This window comes from Paenibacillus sp. ACRRY (genome assembly GCF_022346995.1).
Taxonomy (GTDB): Bacteria; Bacillota; Bacilli; order Paenibacillales; family Paenibacillaceae; genus Paenibacillus.
The window spans coordinates 460,956-479,946 of the sequence record NZ_JAKRNM010000002.1; the positions used below are offsets into that span (position 1 = coordinate 460,956).

An 18,991-nucleotide genomic window follows, 5' to 3' on the forward strand; every position below is an offset into this window, starting at 1 on the left:
GGACAGGGCACTCTTATGATTAAGTTTTTGTAGGGAGAGGGGATGAACGGAATATGCGTATTTTGCACACCGGGGACTGGCATTTGGGAAAAACATTGGAAGGAAGAAGCAGGCTGCGTGAGCAGGAGGATTTCGTCGATGAACTCGTTAAACTGGCAGATGAGCAGCAGGCTGATGCAGTGTTGATGGCTGGTGACGTGTATGACTCGGTCAATCCGCCTGCATCGGCAGAGCAGCTGTTTTACGAGGCGGCAGCCAGGCTTACCGAGCGAGGAAGACCACTGGTGGTCATTGCAGGTAACCACGATCAGCCAGAACGGGTAGCCTCAGTGACACCACTTGTAAACAGACAGGGGATTACACTTGTGGGTATGCCGACGGCGGAAGCGGTGACCATTCATGCGCCTAGAACAGGCGAGACTGCCAAAATTGCTGCTTTGCCTTATCCTTCAGAGGCGAGACTTAATGAAGTCCTCACCACGGATGGTGATGAAAACGTGCTTCGTCAAGCTTATAGCCGCCGGGTTGGCATGCTCATGCAGCGTCTGGCTGACTCATTTGGTCCGGATACGGTGAATTTGGCGATGAGTCACATTTATGTGCTGGGCGGGGTTGAGAGCGATTCGGAGCGCCCAATTCAAGTGGGGGGAGCTTACACCGTAGATCCATCTTCACTATCGATCGGTGCCCAATATACGGCACTCGGACACCTTCATCGCGCTCAGGCTGTGAAGGGGGACGGCGTGATTCGGTATAGTGGATCCCCGCTGGCCTACAGTTTCTCCGAAGCAGGACAAAGCAAATCTGTAACGATGGTGGATTTGGCACCAGGCGGAACTCCGAATGTAGAAGAAGTGCTATTATCCTGTGGACGCCCCCTTGTGCGTTGGAAGGCACGCGGAGGTCTGGCTGAAGTGTATCGCTGGTTGGAAGAGGGAAGAGACGCCCAAGCATTCATTGACATGGAAGTGTGGCTGGACGATGCCATGTCACTCAAAGAGATCCAGCAGCTGCGCAAGTCACATGATGGCATTATTCATATCCGTCCGGTGTATCCGGAGATGGCCGCTGCCGGATTGCTGGAGCAGCGTTCCGAGCTGCCTGTGCATGAATTGTTCCGTAAGTTCTACCAGCGTCAGACGGGTGGGGCTCAGCCGGAAGACAGTCTGGTACAGTTGTTCCTTGAACTGGTGGACGAAGACGAGCCAGGCGTGCGTGAGGAGGTTGAAGGTAGATGAAGCCGATTTTATTAAAAGTGGCCGGATTGCAAAGTTATCGTGAGGCTCAGGAGATTGATTTTACGGTACTGACCGAAACCGGATTATTCGGAATTTTCGGCCCAACGGGTAGCGGAAAGTCTTCCCTGCTGGATGCCATTACTCTTGCCATGTACGGAAAAGTGGAGCGGGCGGTTAACGGAACTCAGGGGATTATGAATCATGCTGAGGATGCCCTGGCAGTCGCTTTTACCTTCGAACTGTCGTCAGCTGAAGGAACGCGAAGATTTCGGGTGGAACGGCGTTTTAAGCGTAATAACGAAATATCAGTAAGCAATACGATCAGCAAATTTATTGAGACCGTAAACGGAGAGGAACAGGTGCTCGCTGACAAGCTAGCCGATGTGAACCGCTGTGTGGAAGAAGTGATCGGCCTCAAAATGGATGATTTTACGCGAGCCGTAGTGCTTCCTCAAGGGAAATTCGCTGAGTTTCTATCGCTGAAAGGCAGCGAACGACGCCAGATGCTGCAGCGGTTATTTCATTTGGAAAAGTACGGGGATCAGCTTGCCATCAAGCTCAGCCGGCGTGTGAAGGACAACGATATGGTTCATCAAGCGCTCTTGGCAGAGCAGCAGGGTCTTGGCAATGCAAGCCAAGAGACACTGGAAGAAACCAAACGCCTTGTGCAAGAGGCGGTGAAGCATGCGGAGCTCTCCCGTCAGACACTGGATGAAGCTGCGAAGGAAGCAGAACAGCTGGGTAAAATACGTGAATTAAGTCATGAACGCCAGAAGCGTCTGGATGAACAGCATAAGCTCAAAGCTCTCGAACCGCAGATCGAAACAGGGGAGCAGCGCTTGAAACAGGCGGGCTCAGCAGATGCCATATTGCCCGCGCTTCAGACGATGCGGGATGCAGTTACCCAGCAGAAGCTGCGACAAACTGCATCCTCTGCTGCACATGAACAAGCCTTGGAACACGAACGATTATCTGTGCTTGAAGCAGAAAAGGCTGAAACGGCACGTGTACAGCTGGCTGAGGGTGAACCCAAGCTGCTGCTTCGGCTGGAACAGTTGGAACAGGCCAAAGAGCTGCAGCGGGAACGAGACAGTCTTCAGGAGGACAGCGCACGTTTGAAGCTGCTTTTGGAGAAAGGGCAGGCTGAGCAGGAGGTTCATGGCCAGCAGCTGGAAAAGGAAAAAGAACTACAGCAGCGTGGACGTAAACGGCGGGAAGAATTGCAGGAAAGTCTGAAGCCAAATGAAGTCAAGTCAGAGGAGCGAAGACAACTGCAAGCTGCGCTGGAGCTTCGGCATCGGTTGGATACTGCAGCAGAGCAGCTGCGTCAGAATCAGACCGAGATGGAAACGTACAAACAGTCTGCGAATCTGGCAGAAAGCAAACTTCAGGCGGCGGCAGTCGAAGAGGAACGCCTGAACGAACAGCGGAAGCTGTTGATTGAACAGGCGTCGGCGGGTCTGGAGGCCATGCTTGCCTGTGAGCAGGACATCGGCCGTGAACAAAGCCTGCTGGCCGGGGAGGAGGAGCAGCTGCGCGGCTCGATGCGCGAGCAGGAGCTGCACCGGCTCTCCTCCGCCTTGCGCGCCGAGCTGCGTGACGGCGAGCCATGCCCGGTGTGCGGCTCCGCACACCACCCGCTCCCAGCTGCGCCGCCGGGAGAAGGTCCGCACGCAGGCGATGCGGACCTGGAACTGCTGCGCAGCCTGCAGGCAGAGCTGCAGGAGCTGCGCTTCGGGCTTCGCCAGCAGCTGCACGAACGTCGCAGCCTGCTGACGCAGCTTGGCGCCGCGGCCGGCGAAGCACCGGCCGCAGCCGAGGCCGCGCCTGCGGCAGCGGAGCAAGAGCCCGCCGGTTCGCCCGCACACGGGCACTCACCGGCGGACTGGGCGGCGCGTGCCGCTGCGCTGCGCGAGACCGCGCGTTCGCTGGCTGACGCCGCGACGCAAGTGCAAGCGGAAGCCGCCGCATTGCAGCAGGCGGCTGTGGGTGCGCAGCAGCGCCGCATGGAGGCGGCAGCCGCGCAGGAAGCCGGCCGTGCCGGTCTCGTCCAGGCGGAGCGCAAGCTGGCCGAAAGCGAGGCAGCAGCGGCTGCATTGCAAGGCCGCTGGGCCGCAGAACTGCCCGGCATCGCCCCGGAGGAGGCTGTCGCTCTTCATCAGGCGATGCAGGAACGTGATGCACGTGCCGAAGACATCAAGGAACGGCTGAACAAGAGTGTCACGTTTTTGGAAGAAAAGGAACAGTCCGTGCAGTCTCTCCAACAAAAGCTGGTTGAACTGGACAAACAGCTGATCCAGTGGCAGACCGAGTGGCAGGGAAACCGTAAACAGCTGGCTGAGAAGGAAGAACGGCTACGCCAGTGGGTGGGCGAACAACGTGTAGAGGAGCTCATCGCTGTCGCGCAATCACAGCTGGATGGGCTGCGAAAAGCAGCAGCTGACTCGGCCCGGCGCTTCAAGGAAGCGGACAACCTGAAACAGGAGTCTGCCAAGCAAGACGTTATGGCCAGACAAGCCCTGACTTCAGTATCGGAACATTTGGAGCAGGCGCAGGCACGTTGGCATCAATTGCTTGATCAATCTCCATTTGACTCTGAACAAGCCGTTCTGGAAGCGGCGATTCCTGCAGACGAGGCTGAGCGACTGGCAGTAGAGATTCAGCATCATCGTGAAAGGGAACGTGAGCTGGTATCCCAGCTGCGGGAACTGGAGCAAAAGCTGGATGGAGCAGAAGTGTCCGAGGAGCAGTGGTTAGCCTGCACAGAACGTCTGAAGTTAAGACGGGCTGAGGATGAAGCTGCGCTAAGTGCGAAGGCTCGTGCAGAACGTGATCTGGAAGATGTTCAGCAGCGTCACGTTCGCTGGACCGAATTGGAGAACAAACGGGTAGAAGTTAGTCATCACGGGGAGCAGCTCAGCAAACTGCAGGCTGCCTTCAGAGGTAATGCATTTGTAGAGTATATTGCAGAAGAGCAGCTCATGCAGGTTAGCCAAGCTGCCTCACAGCGTTTGCGTTTTCTTACGAAGCAGCGCTATTCACTCGAGGTAGATTCGGGTGGTGGATTTGTCATCTGCGATGATGCCAACGGCGGAGTTAAACGTCCGGTATCCACTTTATCCGGTGGAGAGACCTTCTTGACCTCGTTGTCTCTGGCACTCGCCTTGTCCGCACAGATTCAGCTGCGCGGCCAGTACCCACTTCAATTCTTTTTCCTGGATGAAGGGTTTGGAACATTGGACCCGGATCTGCTGGACACTGTCATTACATCATTGGAGAAATTGCATGATGACCGTTTGGCTGTCGGGGTCATCAGCCACGTACCGGAACTGCGGGCTCGTCTGCCGCGCAAGCTGGTTGTTATTCCTGCGAGCGAAGCAGGAGGCGGTTCCCGGGTAGTATTGGAGAGTCTCTAATATACGGTTTTTATTTGGCTGCTCCGAAAGAGATATATAGATATCTGACTTTGCCAGCAGGAGAATCGATATTGACTTGATTCCAGTGTAAAACAAGAGGGATTTTAAATTGGAGTGAGTTACCTCACAGATACAGGTTCAACCAGCTGTTATACTACAGTCAAGCCGACATACCTTATGTTAAGTACCCCGGCGGACGTTTGATCAGGAAGTTTCCCGGTCAGACGTCCGCGGCAGCTGATTTCATTCGGAATCCGCTCATGGGGTGCTTCTTTTTTTTGCCCTGTTCCTTAGTGTCAATTCGCCCAGATCTGAATACCATGAAAGGGTGATGAAGCACGATAAGGGAGGCGTACTGAAGTGGAGAAGGTGGAAGCGAAGAAGATCTGTAAGGAACACATTCATCGATATGTATGTGTACAGATGAAGGATGGAAGCCATTATGACGGTATTATAGAAAATGTGGATGATGACATGATTTATTTGGCAGTGCCTGTCGGTCCTGAAGCACCGCATCATGCAAATTGGGGACCAAACGCGATGCCGGGAGCAGGCTATCCCGTGTCTCATGCTCGTGGATTTTATCCGGGATACGGTTACCCGTATCCATATCCCTATCCATACTATGGTTACGGTCGCAGACGTTTTAACAGACTGGTGCTTCCCTTGATTGGGCTGACTGCATTAACATTGCTGCCATACTATTGATGAAGTGAATGCATGGCGGATTAGGATTCAAAACAATCTTACGGACCATTCTCATCCTGATAGCAGACTGCTGCCTATCTGGATGTAGAAAGGTCTTTTTTTATGATATTCATCAACGAACAGATAATGAGGATCGTACGGAGTAATTATTGGCATGCTAGCATAGGGCTAGCTTATTGAGTAAAACTATTTTTCATGTGAGATTGGACGTCACTTTTCACTTCCGGTATGATAGAGAGGCATACATAAATCTTGCAAACCAAAGGAGGGTATGAACAATGGATTGCTTGTTTTGCAAAATTGTAGAGGGCAGCATTCCCTCCAATAAAGTTCTGGAGAATGACCATGTGGTTGTCTTTCACGACATCCAGCCCGCTGCACCGACACATGTCCTCGTTATTCCGAAGAAACATATTGCTTCCATGAATGATGTGACGGCAGATGATATAGCGCTGATTGGTGAGGTTCATCTGGCAGCACAGGAAGCAGCGAAACGCCTTGGGGTCGATGAGTCCGGTTATCGTTTGATTAATAACTGCGGCAAAGATGGAGAACAAACCGTCCATCACCTGCACTACCATCTGCTTGGAGGTACCAGACTCGGTGCGCTTACAAGCCTATCGGATTCACACAAATCATAATGGATCCTGTGCTATTCATTTCCTATTCAATGGAGAAAAAGAAGCACTGTGATTCGCATAAATAAAGTGATCATTACGTTAAGGTTGACACCTTTATTACCTTTCGCCTATAATGAAAGGTGATGAACCGTGTTATTGCTCTTGGACGGTCTGGTCGGAGGGAGGGAAAACTGGTGTCTGAAACTAAAGTTCGCAAAAACGAGACTATTGATGCTGCACTTCGTCGCTTTAAACGTTCCATCGCTAAAGATGGCGTCTTGGCTGAGGTGAAGAAACGTAAGCATTATGAGAAGCCAAGCGTAAAGCGCAAGAAAAAGTCCGAGGCTGCTCGTAAGAGAAAGTTTTAGGAGGATTTGAACAACATGAATCTTAGCGAACGATTGAACGAAGATATGAAGCAAGCGATGAAGAGCAAGGACAAGTTCAAGCTCTCCACCATTCGGTTGATTCGTTCGACGATCAAGAATCTTGAAATAGATTTGAAAAGAACTTTGGATGACAACGAAGTGCTTGATATCCTGAGTCGTGAAATCAAACAGCGCAAAGATGCCCTCCAAGAATTTGACAAAGCGGGCCGTGAAGAACTCGCGGCAAATGCAAAAGCGGAAATTGATATAATTGGTCAGTACCTTCCCGCACAGCTTACCGAAGAAGAAATTAAAGTTATTGTACAGCAGACCATCCAGGAAACCGGTGCTTCTTCGAAAGCCGAGATGGGGAAAGTCATGGCGGCCCTTATGCCGAAAGTTAAAGGCAAAGCGGACGGCAAACTGGTTAATCAAGCAGTTCAACAATTTCTGCAATAAAGCAATCAATGAACACCTCCTGACTTGTCAGGGGGTGTTTTTTCCTGTTTGCATGTTACCGAATCAACACTTCAGTCTTCATTAGATCTAGCATGGAAGAACTCGATGTAAAGGTTGGTAAGACAGTACAATTTTCAAAACAGACAAGAATTTTACTTTAAAATGGTTATTATTCATAAAATTAGATTTAAAATCTTGCAATTGCTTGGGCTTTCAAATATAATTTTAAGATTTTGAAACGAAATGTTGCATTGTACGTAATAAATACCATAAGCTGGACAGTATAACAATAATGGAAAAGGGGGGATTATTGTGAAGGGAAAGCGCCGGAAGAGGCTTGCGGGGCCATTGTTGCTCATGATGCTGCTGACGTTGCTGCTTCCTCTCTGGGTTGGATCGCCGTCTGCACATGCAGCTGAAAAGAGCGGCGCCGTATATATTATTCCGGTTGATAAACCAATCGAGCAGGGGTTAGGCAAGTTTATGGAGCGTGGCTTCAAGGAAGCTGAATCAATGAATGCTGGCCTGATAGTTCTCGATATCAATACACCGGGAGGACGGGTCGATACGGCAGAAGAACTGGGTACCCTGATTAAGGAAAGTCCTGTTCAAACCGTTGCTTTTGTCCGCGGAGATGCTGCTTCGGCTGGAAGTTTTCTGGCCTTGAATGCAGATAAGATCGTAATGTCGCCAGGAAGCATGATTGGTGCGGCAGCGATGGTAGACAGCACAGGTAATCATGTCGATGATCCGAAGCTGGTTGCATTCTGGAAGAGCAAAATGCAGGGAGCGGCAGAACAAGGCGGCCGAGATGGCAGTATTGCTGCCGGAATGACAGATGTCAACATGGTTGTGGAGATGCCAGAGATCAACAAGACGAAGCAAAAGGGTGAAATTATTGCCTTATCAGCCGAGGAAGCGCTGAAAGTGGGATATGCGGACCACATCAGCTCAACTCCGGAAGAGGCAGCAGCGTGGCTTGGTTATGGTCAGGACGATGTATTTACTGTTGAGAGAACCGCAGCAGAGAATATATCTTCTTTTCTGACGAATCCTGTGGTGATGACTATACTTTTGTTCCTAGGAATTGCGGGCGTAATCATTGAACTGATTGTACCTGGATTCGGAGTACCTGGTATTGTGGGGATCGTCTGTTTTATCCTGTATTTCTCAGGGAACTACATTGCTGGATTTGCAGGAGCAGAAACTTGGGTGTTGTTCACGGTAGGACTCATCATGATGATTCTGGAGATGTTCATTCCAAGCTTTGGAATCCTGGGCATCCTGGGGTCCATTGCACTTGTTGCCGGTGTCGTGCGTGCTGCATATGACACAAGTGATGCTTTTGTATCATTGGGTATTGCTTTTGGGGCTGCGCTCGTGGTCATTGCCATCGTGGTAATTCTGTTTAAGGACAGAGGCATATGGAATCGATTCATTTTGAACGACAGTTTGTCTTCTGACCGAGGATATTCTTCGGCAACGGAGCGTAAGGAACTCATTGGGTTACAAGGGATTAGCTTGACGCCTCTTCGTCCATCGGGAACTGCGATGTTTGATGGCGAGCGTGTTGACGTTGTGACTGACGGAGATTTTATTCCCATTGATACACCGATTATTGTGGTTAAAGCGGAAGGTACCCGGATTGTAGTTCAACAAGCCTTGCCGGTGTAAGCCGCTTGTATTGCCGGAGCTTCTTCGAGCTTCGGCAAAGTACATAACCATTATGGCTGTGCTGCCTGCCGAGTGGTCTGATTCAAAATAGCAGCGTAATGTTTCAAGGTCTGTTAAAATGTATTTTTACAAAATTATAGCGTAAATGGAGGAAATTTCACTATGGAACCAACCTTGATTACGGTTTTGCTCGTTGCGGTAGTTGCCATTATCGTATTGAGCGTATTCTTCAGCTTCTTCCCGGTAATGCTCTGGATTTCGGCCATTGCATCCGGTGTACGCGTGGGAATTATTACCCTGGTAGCCATGAGACTGAGACGCGTAACGCCAAGTCGTATCGTAAATCCTTTGATCAAAGCAACCAAGGCAGGTCTTGGGTTAACCATTAACCAGTTGGAGAGTCACTTCCTTGCCGGCGGTAATGTAGACCGTGTAGTCAACGCTTTGATCGCTGCACAGCGTGCCAACATTCCACTCGAATTCGAACGTGCTGCAGCAATCGACCTTGCTGGTCGTGATGTATTGCAAGCCGTACAGATGAGTGTTAACCCACGTGTTATTGAAACGCCAATTGTATCTGCGGTAGCCAAAGATGGTATTGAAGTTAAAGTTAGAGCGCGGGTAACGGTTCGTGCCAACATTGATCGCCTCGTCGGTGGTGCCGGTGAAGAAACAATCATCGCCCGTGTCGGTGAAGGTATCGTAAGTACGAATGGTTCCTCCAATTCTCACAAAGACGTCCTGGAAAATCCAGATTTGATCTCTCGTACTGTATTGTCCAAGGGTCTTGATGCAGGTACAGCTTTTGAAATCCTGTCCATTGATATCGCGGATGTGGATGTAGGTAAAAACATTGGTGCCTTCTTGCAAACCGAACAGGCAGAAGCTGACAAACGAATCGCTCAGGCAAAAGCGGAAGAACGTCGTGCAATGGCCGTAGCCCAAGAGCAAGAGATGAAAGCGCGCGTAGTCGAAATGAGAGCGCGTGTGGTTGAATCCGAATCTCAAGTACCTTTGGCAATGTCCGAAGCGCTTCGTAGCGGTAAAATCGGGGTTATGGACTACATGAACCTGAAAAATATTGAGGCTGACACTCAAATGCGTAACACATTGGGAAAACCTGGTGACAATTCGAACAACGATCAGGGTGACTCCAAAAACGGAAGATAGGCGGTGAGTGCATATGGGCCTATTTGAATGGATATTTGATAATCTGTACATTGTTGCGGTTATTGGTTTCGCACTCTTCTCCTTCCTTGGAAAAGCTGCCAAATCAGTCGATCCAAACAAGAAGCGTCCAGGAAACGGGATGCCTACGTTCGGAGGAAGCGGAGAGCGGGATCGTAGTGAGCGATCCCCGTCGCAAACAACTACCCAGCAATCTGCGGGTGATACCCGTTACGATGAGTCTTATGACGATGATCGGTATGAGGACGATTCATATGATGATCAATATGATCAGCCGTATTCGGAGCCTGCGGCATCGTCTCGTCGAGAGGACGATTTTGGAAGTCGCAGCTCAATGGGAATGGAAAATTCCCTGGAACAGCAAATGAAAGAAATGGAGCAGCAGCAGCGCCTGATTCAGGAGAGGTTGAATCGGATCTCTTCTGCGGACACGCCGATTGTATCTAACACGAGTTGGGATGAGAGCGCATCGGGTGAAACTGGAACGTCTCGACTTCGTCCGGAGGATATCCGTACTGGTGTTTTGTGGGCCGAAGTTCTGGGGGCTCCGCGTTCCAAACAGCCTTTTGGAACAAGAGGTAAGTTGTAGGATGCGATTCCTATCATAAACAGCAAAGAGCCGTCTCTGGTGAGCAATATGCCGGAGACGGCTTTTTTGTGTTGTGCGTCTTTTTGAAGAATTAATGATCTAACAGAAGCTGTAGTTTTCATAAAATCATGTTTCTCCGCATAAGTTGAACTGTAGAGGAAGGGGGAAGACCTTCGTATGACCCGGATCAGCCGCAAGCTGCGCAGATGGACCAGTGAGGTGCTGGATTTGCCGCAGGACGTGCTTTATGATATGCCACGGTTAACCCTGATCGGCAGCAAGCAATTGTATATCGAAAATCATCGCGGTGTGATCCATTTTACGCCGAATCGCATTGTTCTGGCTTTGACCCAGGGTCAGCTCGAGATTAAAGGTGTTGATCTGATGATTCGCAATATTTTGCCAGATGAAGTGGCGGTGGAAGGAACAATTCTGGATATACATATGAATGGAGCGGAGGGAAACGGATGAAACAGCCCAGTCTGTACAAACTGCGAGGTGCAGTCCGAATAACGGTCACTGGGGGAGACATCGAAGCGCTGATCAACATGGTGGCAGAGCAGGGACTGGAAGTGTGGAACCTGCGTGCCCATGATGGACGCAAGGCAGAGATGAATATTCTGCTGCCGCATTTTTTTAGGCTGCGTCCTTTGTTGAAGCGGACAGGCTGCAGGGTGAAGGTGACACACCGCAGCGGGATTCCTTTTTTTATGGCCAGATTATTGAAAAGAAAGTTCTTCATTGGGGGCATGGTGCTCTTTGTGATAGCCATGTTTGCATTATCATCAATGGTGTGGAATGTTGAGGTGAAGGGGAATGTGAAAATCCCCACCGATGTGGTGCTTGCTGCAGCAAAAAAAGAAGGGATATATCCTTTCCAGTGGGTGTTCAGGCTCCAGAGCCAGGACAAGCTTTCCAGACAGATGGCTTTGGCACTTCCCGACGTAACCTGGATCGGTGTGAGCAAAGAGGGGACAACCATTACCATTCAGGTTGTAGAGTCTGCACAGCCTCAGCGTGAACCGCTGCTGAATCCAAGGCACTTGGTGAGCAAATCGGATGCAGTCGTTACTCAGATATACGCGGAACAGGGGCGTCCCGTCGTGCAGAAGGATATGCGTGTTAAGAAAGGTCAGGTATTAATATCGGGTATTTTGGGTGATGAAGAGAATACTGAGAATGTTGTAGCCAAAGGCGAGGTTCGTGGACTCGTATGGCGTGAATATCAGGTGGAAGTGCCTCTCGTGCAGAAGCATAACACCATGACAGGAGAGAGTAAGGAACGTTTTTATGTTGTGCTTGGGGATTGGGCTGTTCAGCTCTGGGGATATGGGAAGACACCTTTCAGTTCCTTCAATACGGCCAGTGACCATAAGCCACTGACGTGGCGATCCTTCACGCTTCCGATGGGATGGTTGACGGAGACCGATATGGAGACCACGCAGCAAGAGGAACAAAAGACGGTTGAGTGGGCCAGAACGAAAGGACTGGAGGGGGCCAGAAACGATATTATCGCCAAAAACGGCAAAGGAACAAAAATTTTAAGTGAAAAAATTTTGCATGAGAAGAAAGAGAATGGTAAAGTTTATATGAAAGTATTATTTGAAGTGGAAGAAAGCATTGCGGAAGAACTTCCGTTAGTCCATAGTCAAGGAGAATGAGGCTATTTGTCAGAACAAACACGCAGCATACGAATCTCCCTCCAGAGTGCGGGAGAGGGTCAATCTCTTTTTGGACCCCAAGATATATTTCTGAAACTGATTGAATCCGAGATTCCCGCCCAGATCGCTTCTCGCGAAGCAGAGATTGTCATTCATGGCAATACAAAGAATGTGGAATCGCTTGAACAATTATTCGATGTGTTACTGCAATTGGTGCGTAACGGGTATGTGCTAACCGAACGAGACGTCAGCTATGCCATTGAACTGGCCAAGGATCTGCGTGCAGACCAGCTGCTTGATCTGTTCAAGGGTGAGATTACGACCACCTACCGGGGCAAACCGATTCGTGTTAAAACCATTGGACAGAAACACTATGTAACGACAATTAAGAAACGTGATGTTGTATTCGGTATCGGTCCAGCCGGTACGGGTAAAACCTATCTGGCCGTTGTACTGGCGGTTGCTGCTCTCAAGGAAGGCAGCGTCAAGCGCATCGTGCTTACACGGCCTGCTGTCGAAGCCGGAGAGAGCCTGGGCTTCTTGCCTGGTGACCTGCAGGAAAAGGTTGACCCTTATCTACGGCCTTTGTATGACGCCTTGTATGACGTAATGGGACAAGAGCAAACGGCCAAGGCACTGGAGCGCGGTTTGATCGAAATTGCGCCACTGGCATATATGAGGGGGCGTACACTCGATGACTCGTTCATCATTTTGGACGAAGCTCAGAATACGACGCCTGAACAAATGAAAATGTTTTTGACCCGTCTTGGTTTTGGCTCCAAAATGGTCATTACCGGAGACGTGACGCAAATTGATTTACCTCGCGGCAAAAAGTCTGGACTTGTGGAAGCAAAAACGATACTCAGTGAAGTCGAAGAAATTGGATTTGTCTATTTTGCCGAGCAAGATGTTGTACGGCATTCCCTCGTCCAAAAAATTATCGTTGCATACAACCACGCCGCAGAAAATCAAGAATAGAAGGGATTGTCTAAAGTGACCTCGAAGGAACTGTCAAAAGGCAAATCTTTTCAGAATAGAACCACAGGATGGAAGTATAGCGTGTGGGCACGCTATCTTCTGTTTTTGTTTCTGGTGATTCTCTTCTACTTCAGTCTGGCTTCCAAGCTGCTTCCCGAGCGGTATGATATACAGGAAGGCACACGAAGCGAAGTAGATATTGCTGCGCCCATGCAGATTCCGAACACAAAGGCTACGCTGAAAGCACAGGAAGAAGCTGCTGAGCGTGTACAGCCGATCTATCAGATTGTGCAGCTGCGAAACGAAAATCTGATGACCACCCTGCTGGACCGTATTGATCGTCTGAATCAGGATGACCAGATTTCCAGTCAGGACAAGATTGATATCTATCGTGATGAGATTCCGCAGCGGCAGAAGGATTTTGTGTCCAACTTTATCAATAACAATCGGAAAGCGGGTACATATTCCGAAACTCTTTTGGAAGAGATCAGAAACGTGGTGCAGGAGCAAAGCTACCGAATTCCGGAAGAAACCTATATCAAGATATCTCGCTTGACCTCGGATGATATCCAGGAGATGAAGTCCGTTGGACGGGATATCGTGTCCAGATTGATGACGGATCAGATCAGTGATGCTACGACAGCACGTGCTAAAGTAGCCGAAATGGTCAGTGTAAGTTCCCTTAGCAAGCGTACTCAGCGTGAGGTTGTTCAGGAGCTTGCCCGCCTTGTAGTAACGTCCAACCGCTTCTATGATGAAGAGGGGACAAAAGAAGCCAAGGTGCAGGCCCGTGAAAATACACAGACGGTCTTTATCAAGCAAGGTGATACACTAGTTGCGAAGGGCGAGATGATAACTCCCGAGATGTACGCGCTTCTTGATGAGAACGATTTGTTGAAAAACGAAGTGAACTACTGGCCGCAGCTGGGTCTTCTCATGCTTTCTTGTCTGCTGTCAGCAGCAATTCTGATGTATATTCAGCAATTCAGCGGAACGCATTTCAAATATAATAATGCACAGTTGTTGATGCTTGTACTCATTTTCATTATTACGATTGTGCTTATGCATGTGACGGCATTCATCCAGACAGCAGACAGGTCATATGTCGGCTTCCTTGCACCAGTTGCAGTGGGGGCGATGTTGATTGCCTTATTGCTGGATACATCGCTTGCATTTGTTTGCTCGATCATCATTGGCATGTTGTCAAGTATCATCTTGAATACGCATCAAGGTCAGATTTTTGATTTTGAGCTCGGCTTTTTTGCGGTGCTGGTGTCATTTGTCGCCATCTTTGCCACATACCGGGCAAGCCAGCGATCCACCATTTTAAAGGGGGCCATCATGGTCTGCCTGTTTGGTTCGATTGCTGTCTTTACACTATCGTTGATTGATACAGGGGATTGGAACCGTACAACAACACTGTATGGCGTTGGATTTGCGTTTGCAGGTGGTGTATTAACGGCGATTCTCGTTATTGGCCTTATGCCATTTTTTGAAACATCGTTTGGTATACTATCAGCACTGAAGCTGGTGGAGCTGTCTAACCCGAACCACCCGTTATTGCGCAAACTGCTGACGGAAACACCGGGCACGTATCATCACAGTGTGATGGTAGGAAACCTGTCCGAGGCCGCGGCCGAGGCTATAGGAGCGAATGGTCTTCTCTGCCGAGTAGGTTCGTATTACCATGATATTGGCAAGACCAAGAGACCAATATATTTCATTGAAAATCAGAACAATATGGAGAACCCGCATGATTCCATCGATCCCAAATTGAGTAAATCAATTATCGTTGCACACGCACGGGATGGCGTGGAAATGCAGAAGGATTACAAGCTCCCGAAACCAATCCGGGATATCGCGGAGCAGCATCATGGTACAACCTTCCTCCATTACTTCTATCACAAAGCGCTGCGCCAAGCCGAGGAAGCGGGAGTGGAGCCTGACTTTACAGAAGAAGATTTCCGTTATCCGGGTCCAAAAGCCCAATCCAAGGAATCGGCTATTGTTGGAATAGCCGACAGCGTTGAAGCAGCAGTTCGGTCCTTGCGCAAACCGACCGTGGAACAAGTGGAATCCATGATTGAGAAGATTATCAAGGGGCGTCTCGATGATCATCAGTTTAACGATTGTGATCTCACCATGCGTGAATTGGACATCGTAGCGAAGACCTTGAAAGAGACGGTAATGGGAATTTTCCACTCTCGGATTGAATACCCGGAAGAGATCAAAAAACCGAAGCCGACCTCACCTGAAGCAGGTTGACTTACTAATATGAGCAGACAGGAGTTATGAAAGAATGAGTCTTAACCTGGCATGGAATAATGATCAACAGGATAAAGAAATTACAGAACAGATGATTGCAATGCTGGAGCAATTGCTGAACCTTGCAGGAGAAGCAGAAGGCGTGGCAGATGGAGAAGTTGCTCTCACATTTGTGGATGATGCTCAGATTCATGAGTTGAACCGCGATTACCGCGGAATTGATCGTCCGACAGATGTGCTGTCATTTGCCATGAATGAAACCATGGACGAGGAACTGGACATCATCTACGAACTGGATGAGGATGAAGAGATGGAGGAAATGCCAGATGTTCTCGGTGACATCATTATCTCCGTCCCTCGTACGATCCTGCAAAGTGAAGAATACGGGCATTCATTTGAACGTGAGCTTGGTTTCCTGTTTGTGCACGGTTTCCTGCACCTGCTCGGATATGATCATCAGGACGAAGCAAGCGAAGCCGAGATGATGGGTAAACAGGAAGCTGTACTCGCCCAGGCCGGGTTGACACGATAATGAAAAGGCGCTCCTGGAGTCTGGTGTTCCGCAATGCGGCAGAAGGAATCGTATACGGTTTTCGGACACAGCGAAATGTAAGGGTTCATTCGGGAGTAGCCGTCATCATGTGTTCGGCTGGATTTATCTTCGGGATTTCGAGGACAGACTGGATGTTTGTGCTGACTGCCATCTTTCTGGTTCTGGTGACCGAATTAATGAACACGGCTGTAGAGGCAGCGGTAGATCTGGCACATCCGCATATTCATCCGCTTGCAAAAGCGGCGAAAGACACCGCGGCTGGCGCAGTTTTGCTGGCTGCGGTGTTCGCCGTAGTCATCGGATGTATGGTGTTCTTTAAACCTGTTATACATTGGCTTGGTTATTGATAAGCCTGCTATAAAAAGAAATTTATTTTAGTCATAACCTGAGGGAGAGATTTGGATTATGGATAATCAACAGCTCATGCAAGAAGCCATTAAGGCACGTGCAAAAGCATACACACCTTATTCCCATTTTGGCGTAGGAGCAGCTCTGCTGGATAGTGAAGGCAATGTGCATCACGGATGCAATATTGAGAATGCTGCCTATACACCAAGCAACTGCGCGGAGCGAACAGCACTTTTCAGTGCGATTGCAGGGGGAGAGAAGCCGCGTAGTTTCAAGGCCATTGCTGTTGTAGGTGATACGGAAGGTCCAATCGCACCATGTGGCGTGTGCCGCCAGGTTATGGTTGAGCTGTGTGAGCCGGACATGAAAGTCATTATGGGCAACTTGAAGGGTGACCTGCAGGAAACGACGGTTGCCGAGCTGCTGCCTTGGGCTTTTGGTCCGTCGGATTTGGATTTTGCCAAAAAATAAACTATTCCAGGCCTAGGCGCCTGAGGAGGAACATATGAAGAAAAAAGCATTTAAATCGGGTTTTGTAGCTATTGTTGGGCGTCCTAACGTTGGTAAATCGACTTTGATGAACCAGGTTATTGGACAGAAAATTGCCATTATGTCGGACAAGCCACAAACCACTCGTAATAAAATACATGGTGTTTACACATCCGAAGACAAGCAAGTTGTCTTTTTGGACACACCAGGTATTCACAAACGGCAATCCAAACTGGGTGACTATATGAACCAGACTGCCTTGAATACGCTTGGGGAAGTTGAAGCAGCCTTGTTCCTGATTGACGCTTCCGAAGGAATGGGCGGTGGTGACCGTTACATCGCAGAACAACTGAAAAATGTACGAACTCCTGTCATTTTGGTGATGAACAAAATTGATAAAATCGAACCGGAAGCGCTGCTTCCGCTTATTGAGGAATATCGCAAGCTGCTTGATTTTGCAGAAATCGTACCGGTCTCTGCCAAGCTTGGCAGCAATGTAAATACACTGCTCGAACAGATCGGCAAGTATTTGCCGGAAGGACCGCAATATTACCCGGAAGATCAGGTTACGGACCACCCGGAACAGTTCGTTTGTGCGGAGCTGATCCGGGAGAAAATTCTGCAAATGACCCGGGAAGAGGTTCCTCATTCCATTGCTGTAACCATCGAGGATATGAAGGTTCAGGACAACGGGGTAGTGTACATTTCGGCCGTTATTTTTGTAGAGCGTGACTCTCAAAAAGGGATCATTATCGGTAAACAGGGGGCCTTGTTAAAAGAAGTGGGCAAACGTGCGCGTACGGATATTCAGAACCTTTTGGGTTCAAAAATCTTTATGGATCTGTGGGTTAAGGTGAAAAAGGATTGGAGAAATCAGGATCGCGTTCTGCGTGATCTCGGCTTCCACCGTGACGTTTAATCCAACAGGTATCCATTAATTGCAACACATAGTTTACCTTGCAAGACTCCATCCTAACTGGTAGATGCAGACGTCATTTCCGAAGAGAGGATGAAATTCTGATGCGAGATTTTTCGTGGAAGGTTTTTGCAATGACGGGGGATGTGGAGTCCTATTTGTTGTATACCGAGGCTTGTGCCTCAACAGGACAGGAGTCTGATACTGCAGGGGAAGTGATAGAAGATGAAGAAGCCGAAGGTTAATTGGCTGATTCGGGAATGGTTAGGTGACGAGGCATGCTATACAGGGTGGAAGGGATTGTCATCCGCAGCATGGACTACGGCGAGGGAAACAAAATTATTACGCTTTGCACCGAAAGTGGTGGAAAAGTAGGCGTACTCGTCCGTGGTGCCAAAAAGCCCAAAAGCCGACATGCTGCGCTGGTGCAGCCGTTTACGTACGGTCAATACGTATATTTCCGTAACACGGGCCTGGGAACACTGAATGCGGGCGAAATTATCGAGTCATATCATGAGCTGCGGGAAGATTTGGTTAAAGCAGCGTATGCATCCTATGCATGTGAACTGTTGGATAGGGTTCTGCAGGATGAGGAGACAGGTGCTTTTTGGTTCAAGCAACTTAAGGCTTGTCTTCAGGCGTTAAAGGAAGAGAAGGACCCTAGCGTCATTACGAGTCTATATGAGATGAAAATATTACAATCGGCGGGCTACGGCCCGTCGCTTGATGAATGCATTTCATGTGGCCAGGAACGGCCGGATGAACAGTTGTTTGTAAGTCCAAGGCTCGGTGGTGTTCTGTGCAGAGCCTGTAAGCACTTTGATCCACCTGCGTTATCCGTAAGTCCCAAAGCTCTAAGGTTACTGCGGTTATTTGCTCAGCTGGATCTGCAGCGACTGGGCAATATATCTGTAAGTGAGGCCACTAGAGATGAAATGAAGAAGATTATGAGAGCCTTCATGGATCACCAGCTGGGTCTAAACTTGAAATCCCGTTCTTTTCTCGATCAGATGGAGAAATACGGGATTTAATGTGTGTTTTTGAGGATGACAAGAGTTACTTGACTTTGCACTCTTTTTTATTTATTATGGACTATAATTTCTCTTTTTGGAGACATGCATTGAACGAGAGAGTAGGAGACCTGATTTATTATTCTCGTAAAATAGGCCATACGGTCTTGACTACGATAATTGAGCGAGCCTGGGATGGTGTAAGCCGGGATGAATCAGTCTGTGAAATGGCACTCGGGAGCATGAATGGACACGGAAAAGTGGGCTTGCGTGAACAGGTTATCCTGTTTTGAACACAAGCCAAGTAGGGTGGAACCGCGGGAATAGCTCTCGTCCCTACGTCTGGACAACAGGCGTAGGGCGAGGGCTTTTTTTGATTGTGGAATTATTTTCCAGAAATGCTGGTCGATAAATTCCGGAAATCTCTCGCAAAACGCGGTATGTCCGTTCTAAGCCGGGCTTCGATTGACGCTTGTGCGATCGGAAGTATTGTAAGCTTGCCAATAAACCC

At 49.1% G+C, this 18,991-nt stretch carries 20 protein-coding genes; all 20 read left to right on the forward strand.

The window, feature by feature from the left end:
- Window positions 1-53 precede the first annotated feature (53 nt).
- The 20 genes from MH144_RS11220 (at window position 54) to MH144_RS11315 (ending at window position 18,773) form a co-directional block, all read left to right on the forward strand.
- A complete protein-coding gene (locus MH144_RS11220) occupies window positions 54-1,238 on the forward strand; it encodes an exonuclease SbcCD subunit D (RefSeq protein WP_239299829.1) in 1,185 nt (394 codons plus the stop codon).
- Window positions 1,235-4,654, forward strand: coding sequence for an AAA family ATPase (locus MH144_RS11225; RefSeq protein ID WP_239299831.1), 3,420 nt, complete (start codon window positions 1,235-1,237; stop codon window positions 4,652-4,654). Before MH144_RS11220 ends, MH144_RS11225 begins: the two co-directional genes overlap by 4 nt.
- Window positions 4,655-5,014: 360 nt before the next feature.
- On the forward strand, window positions 5,015-5,362 hold the full coding sequence (locus MH144_RS11230) for a hypothetical protein (protein WP_239299833.1): 348 nt from the start codon (window positions 5,015-5,017) through the stop codon (window positions 5,360-5,362).
- 278 nt (window positions 5,363-5,640) lie between these two features.
- Window positions 5,641-6,003 (forward strand): histidine triad nucleotide-binding protein, encoded by a 363-nt coding sequence (locus tag MH144_RS11235; protein WP_239299835.1) that lies wholly within the window; start codon window positions 5,641-5,643, stop codon window positions 6,001-6,003.
- Window positions 6,004-6,176: 173 nt separating this feature from the next.
- Entirely contained in the window at window positions 6,177-6,350 is a 174-nt protein-coding gene (rpsU, locus tag MH144_RS11240) for a 30S ribosomal protein S21 (protein WP_005547957.1), read from the forward strand.
- A gap of 15 nt (window positions 6,351-6,365) precedes the next feature.
- On the forward strand, window positions 6,366-6,809 hold the full coding sequence (locus tag MH144_RS11245) for a GatB/YqeY domain-containing protein (protein WP_095289878.1): 444 nt from the start codon (window positions 6,366-6,368) through the stop codon (window positions 6,807-6,809).
- Between the two features lie 357 nt (window positions 6,810-7,166).
- Complete coding sequence (locus MH144_RS11250) at window positions 7,167-8,483, forward strand: NfeD family protein (RefSeq protein WP_239300608.1); 1,317 nt, start codon at window positions 7,167-7,169, stop codon at window positions 8,481-8,483.
- A 162-nt stretch (window positions 8,484-8,645) separates the two neighbouring features.
- A complete protein-coding gene (floA, locus tag MH144_RS11255; RefSeq protein ID WP_183521863.1) occupies window positions 8,646-9,653 on the forward strand; it encodes a flotillin-like protein FloA in 1,008 nt (335 codons plus the stop codon).
- 13 nt (window positions 9,654-9,666) lie between these two features.
- Window positions 9,667-10,260: a hypothetical protein gene (locus MH144_RS11260; RefSeq protein WP_239299837.1), complete on the forward strand. Its 594-nt coding sequence runs from the start codon at window positions 9,667-9,669 to the stop codon at window positions 10,258-10,260.
- A gap of 177 nt (window positions 10,261-10,437) precedes the next feature.
- Window positions 10,438-10,731, forward strand: coding sequence for a sporulation protein YqfC (yqfC, locus tag MH144_RS11265; protein ID WP_095289883.1), 294 nt, complete (start codon window positions 10,438-10,440; stop codon window positions 10,729-10,731).
- Window positions 10,728-11,921, forward strand: coding sequence for a sporulation protein YqfD (gene yqfD / locus MH144_RS11270; RefSeq protein WP_239299839.1), 1,194 nt, complete (start codon window positions 10,728-10,730; stop codon window positions 11,919-11,921). The genes yqfC and yqfD overlap by 4 nt, the downstream gene beginning before the upstream one ends.
- Window positions 11,922-11,927: 6 nt before the next feature.
- Entirely contained in the window at window positions 11,928-12,899 is a 972-nt protein-coding gene (locus MH144_RS11275) for a PhoH family protein (RefSeq protein ID WP_095289887.1), read from the forward strand.
- Window positions 12,900-12,914: 15 nt separating this feature from the next.
- Window positions 12,915-15,164: an HD family phosphohydrolase gene (locus MH144_RS11280; protein ID WP_239300610.1), complete on the forward strand. Its 2,250-nt coding sequence runs from the start codon at window positions 12,915-12,917 to the stop codon at window positions 15,162-15,164.
- Window positions 15,165-15,198: 34 nt separating this feature from the next.
- A complete protein-coding gene (gene ybeY, locus MH144_RS11285; RefSeq protein ID WP_095289891.1) occupies window positions 15,199-15,696 on the forward strand; it encodes an rRNA maturation RNase YbeY in 498 nt (165 codons plus the stop codon).
- The gene (locus MH144_RS11290; protein ID WP_239299842.1) at window positions 15,696-16,064 is read left to right on the forward strand and encodes a diacylglycerol kinase family protein; all 369 of its coding nucleotides are present in this window, start codon (window positions 15,696-15,698) and stop codon (window positions 16,062-16,064) included. The genes ybeY and MH144_RS11290 overlap by 1 nt, the downstream gene beginning before the upstream one ends.
- Before the next feature lie 58 nt (window positions 16,065-16,122).
- On the forward strand, window positions 16,123-16,536 hold the full coding sequence (locus MH144_RS11295) for a cytidine deaminase (RefSeq protein ID WP_239299844.1): 414 nt from the start codon (window positions 16,123-16,125) through the stop codon (window positions 16,534-16,536).
- Window positions 16,537-16,570: 34 nt separating this feature from the next.
- Window positions 16,571-17,473 carry a GTPase Era gene (gene era, locus MH144_RS11300; protein WP_239299847.1) on the forward strand — a complete coding sequence of 301 codons (903 nt, stop codon included), beginning with the start codon at window positions 16,571-16,573 and terminating at the stop codon, window positions 17,471-17,473.
- A 101-nt stretch (window positions 17,474-17,574) separates the two neighbouring features.
- Window positions 17,575-17,715, forward strand: a complete 141-nt coding sequence (locus MH144_RS11305; RefSeq protein WP_175397496.1) for a YqzL family protein — start codon at window positions 17,575-17,577, stop codon at window positions 17,713-17,715.
- Between the two features lie 33 nt (window positions 17,716-17,748).
- A complete protein-coding gene (gene recO, locus MH144_RS11310; RefSeq protein ID WP_239299850.1) occupies window positions 17,749-18,501 on the forward strand; it encodes a DNA repair protein RecO in 753 nt (250 codons plus the stop codon).
- Between the two features lie 89 nt (window positions 18,502-18,590).
- Window positions 18,591-18,773: a hypothetical protein gene (locus tag MH144_RS11315; RefSeq protein ID WP_239299852.1), complete on the forward strand. Its 183-nt coding sequence runs from the start codon at window positions 18,591-18,593 to the stop codon at window positions 18,771-18,773.
- The last annotated feature ends 218 nt before the right edge of the window (window positions 18,774-18,991 follow it).